The sequence below is a fragment of the Yoonia tamlensis genome, assembly GCF_900115105.1.
Taxonomy (GTDB): Bacteria; Pseudomonadota; Alphaproteobacteria; order Rhodobacterales; family Rhodobacteraceae; genus Yoonia; species Yoonia tamlensis.
In genome coordinates, this window is record NZ_FOYP01000002.1 from 35,394 (window position 1) to 51,191 (window position 15,798).

General features: G+C 56.9%; 16 protein-coding genes. 4 read left to right on the plus strand and 12 right to left on the minus strand.

The annotated features are described in order from the left end of the window. Positions 1 to 5: 5 nt before the first annotated feature. The 10 genes from gyrB to mutM form a co-directional block, all read right to left on the minus strand. Entirely contained in the window at positions 6 to 2,420 is a 2,415-nt protein-coding gene (gene gyrB / locus BM320_RS12080) for a DNA topoisomerase (ATP-hydrolyzing) subunit B (RefSeq protein WP_090200685.1), read from the minus strand. Between the two features lie 184 nt (positions 2,421 to 2,604). Next, the gene (locus tag BM320_RS12085; protein ID WP_090200686.1) at positions 2,605 to 3,225 is read right to left on the minus strand and encodes a LysE family translocator; all 621 of its coding nucleotides are present in this window, start codon (positions 3,223 to 3,225) and stop codon (positions 2,605 to 2,607) included. Next, positions 3,226 to 3,753: a GNAT family N-acetyltransferase gene (locus tag BM320_RS12090; protein ID WP_090200687.1), complete on the minus strand. Its 528-nt coding sequence runs from the start codon at positions 3,751 to 3,753 to the stop codon at positions 3,226 to 3,228. Further along, entirely contained in the window at positions 3,753 to 4,187 is a 435-nt protein-coding gene (locus tag BM320_RS12095; protein WP_090200689.1) for a VOC family protein, read from the minus strand. Before BM320_RS12095 ends, BM320_RS12090 begins: the two co-directional genes overlap by 1 nt. Then, positions 4,184 to 5,284 carry a DNA replication/repair protein RecF gene (recF, locus tag BM320_RS12100; protein WP_090200691.1) on the minus strand — a complete coding sequence of 367 codons (1,101 nt, stop codon included), beginning with the start codon at positions 5,282 to 5,284 and terminating at the stop codon, positions 4,184 to 4,186. Before recF ends, BM320_RS12095 begins: the two co-directional genes overlap by 4 nt. Before the next feature lie 61 nt (positions 5,285 to 5,345). Further along, positions 5,346 to 6,464, minus strand: a complete 1,119-nt coding sequence (gene dnaN, locus BM320_RS12105) for a DNA polymerase III subunit beta (RefSeq protein WP_090200693.1) — start codon at positions 6,462 to 6,464, stop codon at positions 5,346 to 5,348. A 122-nt stretch (positions 6,465 to 6,586) separates the two neighbouring features. Continuing rightward, entirely contained in the window at positions 6,587 to 7,933 is a 1,347-nt protein-coding gene (dnaA, locus tag BM320_RS12110; protein ID WP_090201537.1) for a chromosomal replication initiator protein DnaA, read from the minus strand. A 598-nt stretch (positions 7,934 to 8,531) separates the two neighbouring features. Then, positions 8,532 to 8,795 carry a 30S ribosomal protein S20 gene (gene rpsT, locus BM320_RS12115; RefSeq protein WP_090200696.1) on the minus strand — a complete coding sequence of 88 codons (264 nt, stop codon included), beginning with the start codon at positions 8,793 to 8,795 and terminating at the stop codon, positions 8,532 to 8,534. Between the two features lie 153 nt (positions 8,796 to 8,948). Then, the gene (locus BM320_RS12120) at positions 8,949 to 9,725 is read right to left on the minus strand and encodes an enoyl-CoA hydratase (protein ID WP_090200697.1); all 777 of its coding nucleotides are present in this window, start codon (positions 9,723 to 9,725) and stop codon (positions 8,949 to 8,951) included. 62 nt (positions 9,726 to 9,787) lie between these two features. After that, entirely contained in the window at positions 9,788 to 10,639 is an 852-nt protein-coding gene (gene mutM, locus BM320_RS12125) for a bifunctional DNA-formamidopyrimidine glycosylase/DNA-(apurinic or apyrimidinic site) lyase (RefSeq protein WP_090200699.1), read from the minus strand. A gap of 140 nt (positions 10,640 to 10,779) precedes the next feature. Here mutM and ubiE point away from each other — a divergent pair, with 140 nt between their 5' ends. Then, positions 10,780 to 11,532, plus strand: a complete 753-nt coding sequence (gene ubiE, locus BM320_RS12130; protein ID WP_090200701.1) for a bifunctional demethylmenaquinone methyltransferase/2-methoxy-6-polyprenyl-1,4-benzoquinol methylase UbiE — start codon at positions 10,780 to 10,782, stop codon at positions 11,530 to 11,532. After that, complete coding sequence (ubiB, locus tag BM320_RS12135; RefSeq protein WP_090200703.1) at positions 11,533 to 13,062, plus strand: 2-polyprenylphenol 6-hydroxylase; 1,530 nt, start codon at positions 11,533 to 11,535, stop codon at positions 13,060 to 13,062. Here ubiB and BM320_RS12140 read toward each other — a convergent pair. Further along, positions 13,059 to 13,715: a flagellar hook capping FlgD N-terminal domain-containing protein gene (locus BM320_RS12140; RefSeq protein WP_090200704.1), complete on the minus strand. Its 657-nt coding sequence runs from the start codon at positions 13,713 to 13,715 to the stop codon at positions 13,059 to 13,061. The two genes, ubiB and BM320_RS12140, sit on opposite strands and share 4 nt — an antisense overlap. Before the next feature lie 9 nt (positions 13,716 to 13,724). Further along, on the minus strand, positions 13,725 to 14,906 hold the full coding sequence (locus tag BM320_RS12145; RefSeq protein ID WP_090200706.1) for a flagellar hook-length control protein FliK: 1,182 nt from the start codon (positions 14,904 to 14,906) through the stop codon (positions 13,725 to 13,727). A 103-nt stretch (positions 14,907 to 15,009) separates the two neighbouring features. On the opposite strand from BM320_RS12145, the gene BM320_RS12150 reads away from it, so the two are divergent. Next, entirely contained in the window at positions 15,010 to 15,303 is a 294-nt protein-coding gene (locus BM320_RS12150; protein ID WP_090200708.1) for a rod-binding protein, read from the plus strand. Beyond that, on the plus strand, positions 15,296 to 15,637 hold the full coding sequence (locus tag BM320_RS12155) for a hypothetical protein (RefSeq protein WP_090200710.1): 342 nt from the start codon (positions 15,296 to 15,298) through the stop codon (positions 15,635 to 15,637). The genes BM320_RS12150 and BM320_RS12155 overlap by 8 nt, the downstream gene beginning before the upstream one ends. Positions 15,638 to 15,798: the final 161 nt, after the last annotated feature.

The window sequence follows — 15,798 nt, forward strand, 5'->3', positions numbered from 1 at the left end:
CGCGGCTAGAAATCCAGATGTTCGACGTTCAGCGCGTTGTTCTGGATAAATTCGCGCCGTGGTTCGACAACATCGCCCATCAGCTTGGTAAACAGATCATCCGCTTCGGCAACGTCTTCGACCTTTACCTGCAACAAGGTACGCGCATCAGGGTCCAATGTGGTTTCCCAAAGCTGGTCGGGGTTCATTTCGCCCAAGCCCTTGTAGCGTTGCAACGACAGGCCTTTTTCGCCTTCGTCCAGAATCGCCTTTAGCAGGTCCAAAGGCCCGTGAATCAGCTGGCTCCGGTCCTTGCGCACCAATGTGGCGGGCAGGTCGTAGACCTCTTGCAGGCTTTGGGTAAACGTGCCGGTCTTGCGGGCCTCGCCCGACCGGAGCATGCCGCCGTCCAGTGTGCGCACTTCTTCGACGCCGCGCAGGATACGGGCCAGCCGCATGCCCTTGTCTTGGGTAATCCGGCCTTGCCAGCCGCGTTCCCATTCCAGCGCAATCAGGTCCAGACGGGCGGCGACGCGGTCGGCGGTGCCTTGCAGATCCTGTTCGATCACGCCGGGCACAAATGCCCCTGCAATGGCGGCCTGTTCCAGAATGTGGCGCGGGTAATGCGTTGGAAATGCATCCAGAACCCGCTTAAGCTGGCGGGCGATTTCGACCACACGGCGCAGATCGGCACCGGCGATTTCTTCGCCGTTACCCTGACGCAGCATCGCGCCATCCGTGCCTTGTTCGATCAGGTATTCATCCATCGCGGCCTGATCTTTCAGGTACACTTCGGATTTGCCGCGCGACACCTTATAAAGCGGCGGCTGCGCGATATAGAGGTATCCACCTTCGATCAGTTCAGGCATCTGACGGAAAAAGAACGTCAGCAAAAGTGTACGAATATGTGCGCCGTCAACATCGGCGTCGGTCATGATAATGACCTTGTGATAACGCAGCTTGTCGATGTTAAATTCGTCGCGGCCAATTCCGGTGCCAAGCGCCATGACCAATGTGCCGATTTCCTGGCTGTTCAGCATCCGGTCAAAACGCGCACGTTCAACGTTCAGGATTTTACCCTTAAGCGGCAAAATCGCCTGTGTCTGACGGTCGCGACCCGTTTGCGCGGAACCACCGGCAGAATCACCCTCGACCAGAAAGACTTCGGTCTTTGACGGGTCTTTTTCAGAGCAATCTTTCAGCTTGGAGGCGTTGAAATTCACATCCATCGCGGATTTACGGCGGATTTCGCGGGCCTTGCGGGCTGCTTCACGGGCGGCGGCGGCCTCGACGATTTTGCCGATAATAGACTTCGCAATCGCGGGATTTTCTTCGAACCATTCGTTCAGTTTCTCGCCCATCAGGTTTTCAACGGCGGGGCGCACTTCAGAGCTGACCAGTTTGTCTTTGGTCTGGCTCGAAAACTTGGGGTCCGGTACTTTGACAGACAGCACGCAAGTTAACCCTTCGCGGGCGTCATCACCGGTAAGCGATACTTTTTCCTTTTTGGAAATGCCGGTTTCGGTTGCGTATTTTGTGATCGCACGGGTCAGCGCGCCACGGAAACCCGCAAGGTGCGTGCCGCCATCGCGCTGTGGGATGTTATTGGTGAACGGCAGCACCATTTCATTGTAACTGTCGTTCCACCACATCGCGACCTCGACCCCGATGTCATCGCGTTCGCCGGAAACATAGATCGGGGCTTCCATCAGTGGAGTCTTGGACCGGTCAAGGTATTTCACAAATTCCTTAACGCCGCCCTCATAGAATAGATCAGCCTTCAACGGCTCTGTCGGGCGCAAATCCTGCAGAATGATCCGCACGCCGGAATTCAGGAACGCCAGTTCGCGCAGGCGCTTTTCAAGAATGGTGAATTCGAAATCGCGGTTGCTGAATGTCTCTAGCGAGGCAAGGAATGTGACTTCGGTGCCTTTGCGCCCGTTTGCATCACCTTCAACTCGCAAATGTTCGGTGGTAAAGCCGCCTTCAAAACGGGCGTAATGCTCCTTGCCGTCGCGCCAGATGCGCAGTTCCAGAAAATCGGACAGCGCGTTCACAACGGACACGCCAACGCCGTGCAGACCGCCCGAAACCTTATAGGAATTGCTGTCGAATTTGCCGCCCGCATGCAGCTGGGTCATGATGACTTCGGCGGCTGACACGCCTTCTTCCTCGTGGATGCCCACCGGAATGCCGCGCCCGTTATCACCCACCGTGACCGAGCCGTCAGCGTTAATATTCACATAAACATGATCGGCGTGACCGGCCAAAGCCTCGTCAATGCCGTTGTCGACAACCTCATACACCATATGGTGCAAACCGGACCCGTCGTCAGTATCCCCGATATACATGCCGGGGCGCTTGCGAACCGCCTCTAACCCCTTGAGAACCTTAATAGAATCTGCGCCGTATTCTTCTGGCTTCTTGGTGTCGTCGACCATGTATTTTTTCCTGTATCTCTATGCGCAAAATATATGCGATATGCGCGGTATTGTCACGCCAATGCCACAAGATTTTGTGGTTTTCAGCCGACATCGAACATACCGCGCCGTCTGTGGTTTTCCGCAAGCCTTCACAGCGGCGACCGCGGGTTTGAAACCCGCCGCGAGCTCCCGAAGGCCGCGCCTATGTCAGTGCAATTACCGCGCCCACGCCGATCAACAACCAGCCCGCCGTCAGGTTCATCCGCCGCAGGGCTTTGGGCGATTTGAGCACCCCGCGCACACGGTCCACGCTAAGCCCAAGCACGAGGTTGCCGATCAAGGGCACCACAAAGCTGAGCGTGCAAATCGCGGCAATATCTAGCACTGTCATCCGCGTCAGATCAAAGAAACCGGGCAGGATACCCATATAGAAAAGTGCCGCTTTGGGGTTGCCGATGATCACGGCCAACCCGGCCACAAACCCCGCCCACATGCCTGGCCGGGTCAGGCGATTGTTGTGCGATAGCGCCTTTCCGGCGGACCGGATCAACGCGACCCCCATTAACACAAACACCACAACCGCAACCCAGCGCAGCACGTCCATAAACCACGCAAATTCGGAAACCAGCCAACTCACGCCCAGCACCGCCACCAACGGCCACAAAATATCGCCGACCGCCACGCCAATGGCCAATGGCCAAGCCGCATGAAACCCGCCCGTCATCGACCGCGCAAGCAACGCGACCCAAACCGGCCCGGGCGTGAGGAACAAGACAAACAAAGCCCCTGCATAAAGCAGCAGATCATACGCTGTGACGGTCATCTAGAATTTGCGCCCCATCAGATCGACTTCGGCCTGCGGATCCCAAGTCGTTTGGCCCGTCGCAACAACCATAAAACTATCATCAGGGCCGATCTTGATGCCCTTAGAGACACCGTTTTCAAGATCGAGACTGCGCAAACTATTTACGGCGGCTTGAAACCCGTAGCGATGATAATGCGCAGGGTCGCCGAACAGCAGCGCAAATTCTGCGGGGCTGTCACTTGCGATGTCCAGCGATTTGGTGACCAGAGTGCGGGCAACGCCTTGCCCACGATAGGTTTTATCCGTCGCAACCTCTGCCAGTCCGAGAATCGGGATCATTTTACCACCTTGCCCGATGACACGGTACGTCAGCGCAACATGTCCGGCCATTTTCCCATCTATCCGCGCAATCAGGCGCAGATGGTGACGCTGCTGAAAGAACGAACGCCCGCCGAATTCGGCACCAAATGCTTCGTGCAATAGCGCAGCAATTTCTTGGTCCTGCGCGGGCGAAAGATCAATTTCGTTTACAATTTCGATGTCCATCAATGATCACCTTTGGGCAGGGTCAGGCTGCCATCGTCATTCAGCGGCCAGAACGGATTATGGGCCAGCTCCCAGACATGGCCGTCAGGGTCGGCGTAATAGCCGGAATACCCGCCCCAAAACACCTTTTCCGGCGCCTTGAGCAATGTAGCACCCGCATCCAGCGCTTTGGCAAAGGCCGCATCAACCGCGGCCTCGGTTGCGAAATTTTGCGCCAGTGTCATCGCGCCCGTGCCTAGCGGGGCGCCAGCGCGGCCCTGATCCTTGGCCAGATCTTCCAGCCCGAAAAAGCCCAGCACCATGCCGTTAATTTGGTAGAACACCACGCCTTCGGTTTGAGATGTCGGCGCCCAGCCAAGGGCTGCGTAGAATGCCTTTGCGCGGGTCAGATCGGCGACGCCCAATGTGATTAATGTGACGCGTTGCGGTGTCATGGGCTTTCCTTTCGGGTCAGGGTGGATTGCCCTGCAGTTTCAGTCACTTCGGCATATTGGGCGCGCGCGCCCAGCTCTGCAAATAATTCAGGTCCGGTGCCCGTCATAAACGCCTGTGCGCCCAGATTGCAGATTTCATCATAAAGGGCGGCGCGGCGGGTCGCGTCAAGATGGGCTGCGACCTCGTCCAAAAGCAAGATAGGCGGCGCGCCGAATTCAGCAGCCAAGGCGCGGCAATTGGCCAGAATAAGACTGATCAAAAGCGCCTTTTGTTCACCGGTTGAGCAATCTTTCGCATCAACACCCTTATCCGCGAAAACAGCGTGCAAATCAGCGCGGTGCGGCCCGATCAACGTGCGGCCAGCCGCCATATCGCGGCTGCGGTTATCGGCCAGCAATGCGCGCATATCTTCCGGAATCGGATCCGGACTGGTCAGGGCCAGTGCAGCCGTTGGAAAGGCGGTCGTTGCGGCTTCTTGCGCTTTGATCAGCGCCGCAATTGTGCGGGCGCGGTTGGCTTGAATCAGCGCGCCCGCGTCAGCCATCTGCGCCTCGAGCGCCGCATACCAATGCGCGTCACGCACCATGTCCTTGAGCAGGCGATTGCGTTCGCGCATGGCTTTTTCATAGGCAAGAACGGCCTCGGCATGGCGCGGCTCAAAGCTGAGCGTGGCGCGATCCAGAAACCTGCGCCGCCCGTCCGCGCCTTCGATCCACAGCCGGTCCATTGCCGGAACCAGCCACAAGATGCGCGCGACACGCCCCAGCGCCGTTTGCGGGGCGGCTTTGCCGTCGATCCGCAATTGTCGCGCCGATCCGGTTTCCGCCCATGTTTCGATCTCGTGGACCTGCTGCAGGGATTGCAATGTCGCGTTGATTTTCCAGCCCAGCGCTTCGGGGCGGCGGGTCAAATCATCGGTGGCCGCGCGGCGCAATCCGCGGCCCGGAGACAAAAGCGAAATCGCTTCGATCAGATTGGTTTTGCCCGCGCCATTGGGACCAAACAGGGCCATCGGGCGCGCATCAAGGTCAATCGCAACCCGTTTGTGCGACCGAAAGTGCGAAAGCACCAGTTGAGAAAAAGCAAGACCTGTCATATCTGGCGGCAAGGATTTGGGACAAATCCTTGGGCAAAAATTCTAAGAATTTTTGGACCCGTCAAACCCGCATTGGCATGACGACATAAACTGCCGACATGTCGTTGCCTTCGCGCATCAATGTCGGATCGCCCGAAGAATTGAACATGAACACGGCGTTTTCACGGTCTACCTGGCTGGCAATTTCCAGCAGATATTTGGCGTTAAACCCGATTTCCAGCCGCTCGTCACCATAGGCCACGGCCAGCTCTTCTTCGGCGGCACCGCTGTCAGGCGCGTTCACGGACAGGATCAGGCGGTCCTCATCCAAAGACAATTTCACCGCGCGCGACCGCTCGGACGATACTGTCGCAACACGGTCTACGGCTTTGGCAAATTCGCTCGCGTCGACTTCCATGCGACGCGTGTTGCCCTGCGGGATTACGCGTGTGTAATCGGGAAAGGTGCCGTCGATAACCTTTGAAATCAACGTGATATCGGGCGTCGCAAAACGGATCTTTGTCTCGGACACAGATACCGCGACCTGCATTTCATCGTCGTCAAGCAGCTTGCGCAGCTCGCCAACCGTTTTGCGCGGCACGATCACGCCGGCCATTTCAGCGGCCCCTTCAGGCAATTCGGCGTCGATGCGCGCCAGACGGTGACCATCTGTCGCGACACAGCGCAGAACCTTGCCGCCATCTCTTTCGGCGACATGCATATAGACGCCGTTCAGGTAATAGCGGGTTTCTTCGGTCGAGATCGCGAATTTCGACTTATCGAACAGGCGGCGCAGCACCGGTGCGGGCGCTGCAAAATTCGCGGCATATTCGGATGTCGCCATCACGGGAAAATCTTCTTTGGGCAATGTCGCGAGTGAGAAATTCGACCGCCCGGCTTCGATAGTGAGCCGCCCTGATGCGCCGTCTTCGGTCAATGACACCAGTGCACCGTCAGGCAGTTTGCGCACGATTTCGTTCAGCGTTACGGCAGATACGGTTGTGGCCCCTGCGCGCTCCACCATTGCGGGGGCGCGGTCGACAACTTCGATGTCAAGATCGGTTGCGCGGAACTGGACTTCGGCGCCTTCGGCCTCGATCAGCACGTTGGCAAGGATCGGGATCGTGTTGCGCCGCTCAACGACGGATTGGGCCTGTGCGACCGCCTTTAACAGGGCTGCGCGTTCGATGCTGAATTTCATGTCCCAATGCTCCGCATATCTTGGTGGCCTGGCCGCCGGGACGGGAAATGTACTGCATTTCCCGCGCGGCTCAAGTGCTTTTGTTCAACTGTTAACGATGGGTGCACCCGCGTCAAGCGAGCTTACTCCTCGAGCGCGCGGCGCAAGAGTTCCAGATCATCCGCGATCTGGCTGTCGGTGATTTTCAGCTCTTCGATCCGTTTGACGCCGTGCATGACGGTCGTGTGATCGCGCCCGCCAAACCGCCGCCCGATTTCGGGCAGTGACCGGCTGGTCATCCGTTTGGCCAGATACATGGCGACCTGCCGCGGCCGCGCATAATTGCGCACGCGCTTTGGCCCGATCATATCGGACAGGCGGATGTTGTAATGCTCTGACACTTTGCGCTGGATTTCTTCAACGGTAACCTTGCGATCCGATGCCTTAAGCACATCCGACAGGCAATCTTGGGTCAGCTCAAGCGTGATTTCGCGGCCCACAAGTGACGCAAATGCGAACAGCCGTGTCAGCGCGCCTTCAAGGACGCGCACGTTGGTTGAAATCCGGTGCGCGAGAAATTCCAGAACGCCGTTCGCAATTTCCAGATCGGGGTATTGCGCGGCGTAAACTTCGACCTTGGATTGCAGGATGCCCAGACGCAATTCGTAATCGGTCGGGTGCAAGTCTACGACCAGCCCGCATTGCAGGCGCGATTTGATCCGCTCTTCGAGATCTTTGATTTCGCCGGGCGCACGATCGGCCGAGATAATGATCTGCTTTTGCCCGTCGACAAGCGCGTTGAAGGTGTGGAAGAACTCTTCTTGGGTGCTGTCCTTGCCGCCGATGAATTGCACGTCATCCACCATCAGCACGTCGACCGACCGGAAAAGCTGTTTGAAATCCATCATTTTGCGTTCGCGCAGGGCCGTGATGAACCGGTACATGAATTGTTCGGCCGACAGGTAAAGCACGTTCAATTCAGGCGAACGCTGTTTCAATTCATGCGCGATGGCGTGCATCAGATGGGTTTTCCCAAGCCCGACACCACCATAAAGAAAAAGCGGGTTGAACGTCACGGGTCCGCCATCGGCGACACGGCGGGCGGCGGCATGGGCCAGTTCATTAGGCTTGCCCACGACAAAAGTATCAAAGGTAAACCGCTGGTCCAACGGCGCGCCGGAAATATCTGCCGTCGCCGTAGGTTTGGGCGCGGTGGCGGTCTTGGGCGCCGATACGGCAGAGGCTTTGTTGGCTGGCACGGCAAATTCCAGCCGGCGCACAGCGGCGCCTTTCTGGTTCATATGATAGATGATCTGGTCACCGAAATTTTGCGACACATAGTTGCCGATAAAATTGGTCGGCACGTGAAAGGTCATGACGCCCGCCGAAAGATCCGAGAACGCCAGCGGCTCGATCCAGCTCGAAAAGTTATTCGCGCCCAGCGCACCTTTTAACGTTGATTGTACTTTTGCCCAAGTATCGTGCGTCATCTTCAATATATGTCCCCAAACACATGCCGTCATCACCGGGCCAACGCCCGCTGCGGTCCACATGTTTCAACAGACAAAAGATCACCTGTGCTTAGATGTGTCCCCACCTAAACAAGAATCATTTATCAAATTCATAGGCCTGAACGCCCAGCTACCAAACCAAATTGGTAGAACGGCGCCTGAGCGGCAGACAGGGCAACATAACTGGCAAAATCACCAAAGAGCAGCCTTTGGCAAAAGTGCAGACCTGCACACGCTGAAACAACCCGAAGACGGTTTGGTTCCAACCAGCACAGCATGAGAAGTTGCAACAATTACCATCCGGTAAAACGTATACGTTTTACCCTCGAAAAAGCCGCTCATCCCTCATGTCCCCCCGGAACGATGTGAATCGCTCGGACAAACTAGCAAGCTCTGCGCGGCACCTTCAACATAACATCGTCCTTGACTCTGAGATTGGGCAAAAAGAATCTGTCGGCCTGCTGAAATCAGAGAATTTTCGCGCAAATAGACAACACTAAATAAAAAAAGACGCGCCCCGCTTGGGACGCGTCTTTTGGCGATTTTCCGCCGCGAGTAGCGCGGAGAATCAGAAGATTTAGGCGATTGCTTTTACACGTGCAGCCAGACGCGAAATTTTGCGGGCTGCTGTGTTTTTGTGAACAACGCCTTTGGTCACGCCGCGCATCAGTTCAGGTTGCGCAGCCTTCAAAGCTGCTGCTGCTGCTGCCTGATCGCCGGATGCAATCGCTTCTTCAACAAAGCGCAGGTAAGTGCGGATGCGCGAACGGCGCATTTTGTTGACTGCAAAGCGGGCTTCGTTTTGACGGGCGCGTTTTTTCGCCTGTGGTGAGTTTGCCATGTGGTCTTTCCCTTCGTCGGGTCAAATTAAAATTCAATAGCGCAATAAGCCCCGACCGGGTTCAGAACCGGTTGTTCTAGCCAAAGCGGGCCTCACACGCATGTATGACGGGGCTATTAGGCGAGATTCGCCAGAAAAGAAACCCCTAAACGACTAGCGATCGCGGAACTGTGGTTCACGTTTCTCTAGGAATGCTGCCATGCCTTCGGATTGGTCCTCGGTTGCGAACAGGGCCTGAAAGGCGCGGCGTTCGTAATTCAGGCCTTCGGCCAAAGTTGTTTCATACGCGCGCAATACCGCGTCTTTGGCAGCAATCACGGCGATCTGGGATTTCTCGGAGATTTTTTCGGCGCTTGCCCGAGCTTCGGAAAGCAGTTTTTTGGCAGGTACGACACGGCTAACCAGCCCGCTGCGCTCGGCTTCTTCGGCGTCCATGAACCGCCCTGTCAGATGCATTTCCATTGATTTCGCCTTGCCGACAAACCGCGTCAGACGCTGTGTCCCGCCCATGCCTGCAATGATGCCCAGATTGATTTCAGGCTGTCCGAACTTGGCGTTATCCGCAGCGATAATGAAATCGCACATCATGGCAAGTTCACAGCCACCGCCCAGCGCATAGCCCGATACGGCCGCGATGATCGGCTTGCGTGTCTTGTTGAACCGCGTTGTTTCCGGCTCGAACAGTTGGGACGTATACATATCGACAAACGATTTGTCGGCCATTTCGGCAACATCCGCACCGGCGGCAAAGGCCTTTTCCGATCCGGTAATAATGATGCAGCGCACCTTGGAATTTGCGTCCGCCTGCTCGAGCGCCTTGCACAATTCACGCAGCAACGGACCGTTTAGCGCATTCATCGCGTCGGGGCGGTTCAATGTGATCGTCGCAATATTATCGCTGACGTCGACAATGATGTTTTCAAAGGCCATGCCTATGCTCTCTTTTACCATATGTTGCCTTAGTGCTTAGCAAAGGCGGGGCATGGTGCAAGCTATCTTTGGCATTGCGGGCAAAAGAAAGTTGAGCGTCCGGACTGCACGATTCGCTGAATTGTCTTTTTGCATCCGGATGTTAGGCATGGTTTGCCTTCCTGACCGTAAACCTGAAAAACATGCTGAAAGTATCCCAGTTCACCATCCGATTGCCGGTAATCGCGCAAGGATGACCCGCCTGCGGCGATCGCTTCGGCCAGAACGGTGCGGATCAGCGGCACAAGGGTCGCGACGCGGCGCGCGCTGATTTGTCCGGCTTTGCGTTTAGGGTGGATGCCCGCGCGAAACAGCACCTCGCAGACATAGATATTGCCCAAACCCGCAACAATCCGTTGGTCCAGAAGCGCCGTTTTGATCGGGGAATTTTTGCCGCGCAAACGGTCAACAAGATAGGTTTCGTCAAATGTATTGCCCAAAGGTTCCGGCCCGATGTCACGGATCAGCCAGTGATCATCTTGGGTTGCCGTATCCAGCAGGTCCATCGCGCCAAAGCGCCGCGCATCATTGAACGTGACCCGCGCCCCGTTTTCCATATGCAGCACAACATGATCATGTTTTGCGGGCGCCGGATGCGGATGATGAAATTCACCTATCTTCACGCCCGACACCAACATGCGCCCCGACATCCCCAGATGGATAAGCAGAGTTTCCCCGCGGTCCAGATCCGCCAGTATATATTTCGACCGCCGCCGCAGCCCCAACACGCGCGCGCCCGTCAGCCGTGCCGCCATGTTTTCAGGGAACGGCCAACGCAGGTCAGGGCGGTTCACATCCGCGCGCAGGATCCGCTGGCCTTCCATCGCGGGCGCGATGCCCGCTTTGACCGTCTCGACTTCGGGGAGTTCCGGCATCTACGCACCCTTTTGATTGCATTGGCCCTGCGCGCAGAAAAACCCGAAATGCCGCCACTTTCACCCGTGGCAGATTGACAGTTTGTCTCTGGCGCGAACTGCGTATAACTCATTGCTAACACTTGAGCCGAAAGAATGACATGAGCCAGCGCGAAGATAAAACCACCCATTTTGGATTCGAGACCGTCCGCGAAGACGAAAAAGCAGGCCGTGTGCAGGGTGTGTTCTCCTCTGTGGCCAGCAAATACGACATCATGAACGATGTCATGTCTGTCGGCATTCATCGGGTTTGGAAAGACGCAATGATGGATTGGCTGGCCCCGCGCCCTGATCAGCGCCTGCTTGATGTGGCGGGCGGCACCGGCGATATTTCATTCCGGTTTCTCAAACGGGCCGGACGCGGGCATTCGACAGTGCTTGATATTACCGAATCCATGCTGATCGAGGGGCGCAAACGCGCCGAAGCAGAACGCATGTCGGACAGTCTGGACTGGGTTGTTGGCGATGCGATGGCGCTGCCGTTTGATGCCAATACATTCGACGTTTACACGATCAGCTTTGGCATCCGAAACGTGACCCGCCCGCAAGAGGCATTGAACGAAGCCTTCCGCGTGCTGAAACCTGGCGGGCGTTTGATGGTGCTTGAGTTCAGCCAGCTACCCAACCCGATGATGCAGGCGGCCTATGACGCCTATTCGTTTAACGTGATTCCGCGCATGGGGCAGCTGATCGCGGGCGACCGTGACAGTTACCAATATCTTGTCGAATCGATCCGCAATTTCCCCGATCAGGATACGTTTCTTGGCATGTTGCGCACGGCGGGCTTTGGGAACGCGAAATATCGCAACCTGTCGCTCGGGATCGCGGCGCTGCATTCGGGTTGGAAACTATAGATGCGCGGCCCGCACAACATCATCCGCCTGATCCGTACCGGCGCCACATTTGAACGCACCGGCGCGATGAAAATCGTGCTTGATGCCTTTGACGCAGGGCCTTTGCTGTGGATCACCTTGCGTGCGCTGGTCTGGCCGTTTCAATGGCTGGGCTACAAGGGTGATCTGTCGATGCCGCCAGCGACGCGCGCGCTCACGGCGCTCGGGCCTGCCTATATCAAATTCGGGCAGGTACTTTCGACCCGCCCCGATGTGGTTGGCGATGATATGGCCCAGCAATTGCGGGTGCTGCAAGACCAGCTACCGCCGTTTTCAATGGACAAGGCCAAAGCCACCATCGCCCGCGAATTGGGCGCATCTGCCGAAGACCTGTTCACCACGTTTTCAGAACCTGTCGCGGCCGCATCATTGGCGCAGGTCCATAAGGCGCATCTGGCAGATACAGGCGAGGCCGTTGCCGTAAAAATCCTGCGCCCGGGCATCGAAAAAGCATTCCGCAAGGATATCGACGCCTTTTATTTCGCTGCGCGCACCATCGAATTCCTGTCGCCCGCTTCACGGCGCTTGCGGCCCATGGATGTCATCACCCATTTCGAAGGCATAGTGATGGGCGAGTTGGATCTGCGGCTCGAAAGCTCTGCCGCGGCGGAATTTGCAGTTAACACAGACGGCGACGACGGGTTTCAGGTGCCGCGCATTCGCTGGCATCTGTCCAGCCGCAGGGTGATGACGCTTGATTGGGCGGCGGGCGACAGCATTGGTGATAATGCCGCCCTTGATGCGGCGGGGCATGACCGCAGCGTGCTGGCCACGCGTGTGCTGCAACTGTTCCTGAACCATGCGCTGCGCGACGGTTATTTTCACGGCGACATGCACCAAGGCAACCTTAAGGTCGCGGAAAACGGCGATATTATCGCCTATGATTTCGGCATCATGGGCCGGATTGATGAATACACCCGCCGTGTCTATGCCGAAATTCTGTTTGGCTTTATTCGCAAGGATTACCAGCGCGTCGCCGAGGTGCATTTCGAGGCAGGCTATGTCCCCGCCGATCAGGATGTGGATGAATTCGCCCGCGCACTGCGCGCCGTCGGAGAGCCGATTTTCGGGATGGACGCCAGCCATATTTCGATGGCCCGCTTGCTGAGTTACCTGTTTGAAGTGACTGAACGTTTTGGCATGGAAACCCGAACCGAATTGATCTTGCTGCAACGGACAATGGTTGTTGTCGAAGGCGTTGCGCGGTCACTTGATCCGCATATGAATATCTGGCAGGTCGCAAAACCCGTTGTCGAAAGCTATATCAAACAAAGCATCGGACCAAAGGCGCTGCTGCGTGATCTTGGCAAAACCGCGATGATTCTGTCGCGGTTCGGGCCGCAATTGCCGCGCCTCGCCGAAGAGGCGTTGATCCGCCGCAACAACCCTATCCCGCCGCAAAGACCGACAACCGCACGCGAACAGTTCCGCTGGATGGCGCTTGGGGGCGTCTTGGTTGGCTGCGGGATTTGGCTGGGCACTTTGTTCTAGGAAACCGGATCACGCAGGGCGCTGACTTGGGTTGCGGCAACCGCAACGCCGCCCTTCAGAATCAGGATCGTTTCGCCGGCCTGCGCGCGTACTTCTGTGACTGTGCTATAAACTTCGACCGCATCCTGGGTCAGCACTTCACCCTCCAAAGAGCTGATGAGCTCGAACGAATAAAGCCCATCCGCAAACGGATAACCACCCGTACCGACCCCCGCCCATTCGACCGGTTCCGCGCTGATCGGCACATCAAACCGCTGCACTTCGACCCCGCGTTCATTGCGCACAATTATTTCCGCATGATCCGCCAAAGCCGCGGGATTTGGCGCCAAGGTAACTGGCTGGCCGGTAAAATACGCTGGCGTCGCGGCGCGCGCCTGCTTGCCGACCCAAGCCGCCATATCCGCAAGCCCCCCCGATGTTAGCTGCGCGCTCAGCGCCTTTAGCAAATCATTTGTCATCACTGCCTGTTCGACGCCGGAAAAAGTTGCAAGCTGTGTTGCATAATCCGTTGAATCAACAGGGTTTAACGGATCCTGATTTTGCATTTGCACTGTCAGCATCTTGAGAAACATTTCAAAATCCGCGCTGATCCCTGTCGCCGCCGCTGCAGGTGTGGCCGCGCCAATGGCCTGTGTTGTAGTCGCTACGTCCATTGTCGGCTCCTATAATTTGATGTCCAGACCGCTGGTTGCGACCAAATGAACGGTTTCCGGCGCAGCGGTTTCTTCGTTTTCGATCGCGGGGCGGCCCGTAGCCGCAAGGCGTTCAGGCTCTGCATCAGGCGCATCGCCATGGTTCGCGAACGAAAACGAGATATCGCTGTAACCAAGATCTTTGAACTCTTGCGCCAAGGTTTCGATATGGCGGCGCAACAGGTCAGCGGTTTCCTGACGCTCAGCGGTGACAACCAAAGTGAGCGATGTATCAACCGCCGACATTGTCATGCGCACGCGCCCCAATTCTTCGGGGTTGAGAGCGATTTCGGTCGGGCGGCCCGCTCGCTCTGTGACAGCGACCGCGATCTGGGCGGCCGCATGACGCGCGGTTTCAGCTGGCATTGCAGACGTTTGCACATGCGACGTTTGCGACTGCACATGCGCTGCGCGTTCCACCGGCGCCGCAAAAAGCCCCTCTAGCGCTGCGGGCGCGGCGATGGGCTGGGGCGCCGTGACTTCATGCTGAAACGTGACCGCAATTGGTGCGCCCGTTGGCACCGGTCGCTGAAGCAGCGCGGCGGATTCGATGGTTTCCTGACGCCCCCTAGGTCGCAGGTGCGCCTCGTTATAATCACTTTTTGCTGCCAGCTTACGAACCGGCGGCACCATCGCAACCGCGAGGTTTTTTTGCAGGTTCGGCCCGTCTGCGGGCGCACCCCAAATTCTCTGAGAAACACGCTCTACTTCCCCGAACACCGGTTTCTCTGCGGGCGGAATTGGGGATAAATTACTCTCGAACACGGTCTGTGCGCGGCTTGCAAGGGGCGGCGCGGATTTGCGGGTGCTATTATCGCTATCGGAGAGATCGGCGGCAGGCCCTGTCGGCGACTTTGCCGGAATTTCCAAAGGCACCGAATCGCGCAGCGCAATTTCTGGCTGCGGCGACAGTTCGGCTTCGGTCAGTTCGGGGTTTTCTGGTTCTTCGGCGCTTTGCTCTGGCACGTCCAAAGGCGTATCGGACGGCACAAAATCTTCAACGTTTAATAGGTTTTCTTCGGCCGCCGCCACGCGGAACCCGTCCAGCATTTCGGCAAAGGTCAACGCATTGACGTCCAGCAATGGCGTTTGCGCTGCAACGCCTGCTTGCACGGCTTTGGCTGACGGCTCGGGTAGCAAAAAGGGTATCATCGGTGCTCCGATAGAATCTGTGCACGCCCTTTTTCGTCCAAAATACTTACTGATTGTTTACGGATCGCTGCCACAGTGTAAAAAACTTTCGACGGAGTCCCACATGACAGCCATACCCGCATTGCCTGCGCCGCGATCCGCGCCACAGCTGCCAGACTATATTACCGACGACGCAAAACTGCGCGAAGCCGCGCAACAGCTCGAGGTTTCATTCCTCGCGGAAATGCTGAAATCGACGGGGCTCGGGGCGCAAAACGGGCCATTCAGCGGCGGCCCCGGAGAAGAGCAATTCGGATCGTTTTTGCGCGAAGCACAGGCCAATGAAATGGTGAAGGCGGGGGGAATCGGACTGGCCGAAGCGTTGTTCGAGGCGATGAAGGCGAAATGGCATGCATGATTCGGAAATAACGGCGCTGATCGCGACCTTGCAAGCAGAGCGCGCGGCACTTCAGTCTGGCAAATTCGGCCAGCTCTTGGCCTTAGAAAACACCAAATCTGCGCAGCTTCAGGCGCTGGAAAACCGGCAGCCTAGCAAGCAGAGCATTCAGACGATTCGCGACATGCTCGCGCAAAACCAGAGACTGTTTGCCGCAGCAATTGCGGGCGTAAATGCCGCGCGCAAAAGGATCGACGCGTTACAGACGGTCCGCAGCGGGTTGAATATCTATGATCAGTCGGGTGCGTTGGCCATGGTTCCCGTGCAGCAATCTGCCGTCGAAAAGAAGGCGTAAATTAGATCAAATTGTTTGTTCATGCGGTACCGGCATTAACGCATTGTTCAGTGAAGTTTGGTCAACCTAACGACATCGCCAAAACGGCTAGCTGCCCACCCACTTTGGTGCAGTGACCTCGTCAGAACGACGTTTCATTCCGTGGGAAATCCACGGTTTCC

Bases quoted from the DNA above. Each gene is read 5' to 3' on its own strand.
- dnaN (WP_090200693.1), bottom strand. From the start codon at position 6,464: ATGAAATTCAGCATCGAACGCGCAGCCCTGTTAAAGGCGGTCGCACAG.
- BM320_RS12155 (WP_090200710.1), top strand. From the start codon at position 15,296: ATGCATGATTCGGAAATAACGGCGCTGATCGCGACCTTGCAAGCAGAG.
- BM320_RS12150 (WP_090200708.1), top strand. From the start codon at position 15,010: ATGACAGCCATACCCGCATTGCCTGCGCCGCGATCCGCGCCACAGCTG.
- gyrB (WP_090200685.1), bottom strand. From the start codon at position 2,420: ATGGTCGACGACACCAAGAAGCCAGAAGAATACGGCGCAGATTCTATT.
- dnaA (WP_090201537.1), bottom strand. From the start codon at position 7,933: ATGACGCACGATACTTGGGCAAAAGTACAATCAACGTTAAAAGGTGCG.
- rpsT (WP_090200696.1), bottom strand. From the start codon at position 8,795: ATGGCAAACTCACCACAGGCGAAAAAACGCGCCCGTCAAAACGAAGCC.
- BM320_RS12140 (WP_090200704.1), bottom strand. From the start codon at position 13,715: ATGGACGTAGCGACTACAACACAGGCCATTGGCGCGGCCACACCTGCA.
- BM320_RS12120 (WP_090200697.1), bottom strand. From the start codon at position 9,725: ATGGCCTTTGAAAACATCATTGTCGACGTCAGCGATAATATTGCGACG.
- BM320_RS12095 (WP_090200689.1), bottom strand. From the start codon at position 4,187: ATGACACCGCAACGCGTCACATTAATCACATTGGGCGTCGCCGATCTG.
- ubiB (WP_090200703.1), top strand. From the start codon at position 11,533: ATGCGCGGCCCGCACAACATCATCCGCCTGATCCGTACCGGCGCCACA.
- recF (WP_090200691.1), bottom strand. From the start codon at position 5,284: ATGACAGGTCTTGCTTTTTCTCAACTGGTGCTTTCGCACTTTCGGTCG.
- BM320_RS12145 (WP_090200706.1), bottom strand. From the start codon at position 14,906: ATGATACCCTTTTTGCTACCCGAGCCGTCAGCCAAAGCCGTGCAAGCA.
- BM320_RS12085 (WP_090200686.1), bottom strand. From the start codon at position 3,225: ATGACCGTCACAGCGTATGATCTGCTGCTTTATGCAGGGGCTTTGTTT.
- BM320_RS12090 (WP_090200687.1), bottom strand. From the start codon at position 3,753: ATGGACATCGAAATTGTAAACGAAATTGATCTTTCGCCCGCGCAGGAC.
- mutM (WP_090200699.1), bottom strand. From the start codon at position 10,639: ATGCCGGAACTCCCCGAAGTCGAGACGGTCAAAGCGGGCATCGCGCCC.
- ubiE (WP_090200701.1), top strand. From the start codon at position 10,780: ATGAGCCAGCGCGAAGATAAAACCACCCATTTTGGATTCGAGACCGTC.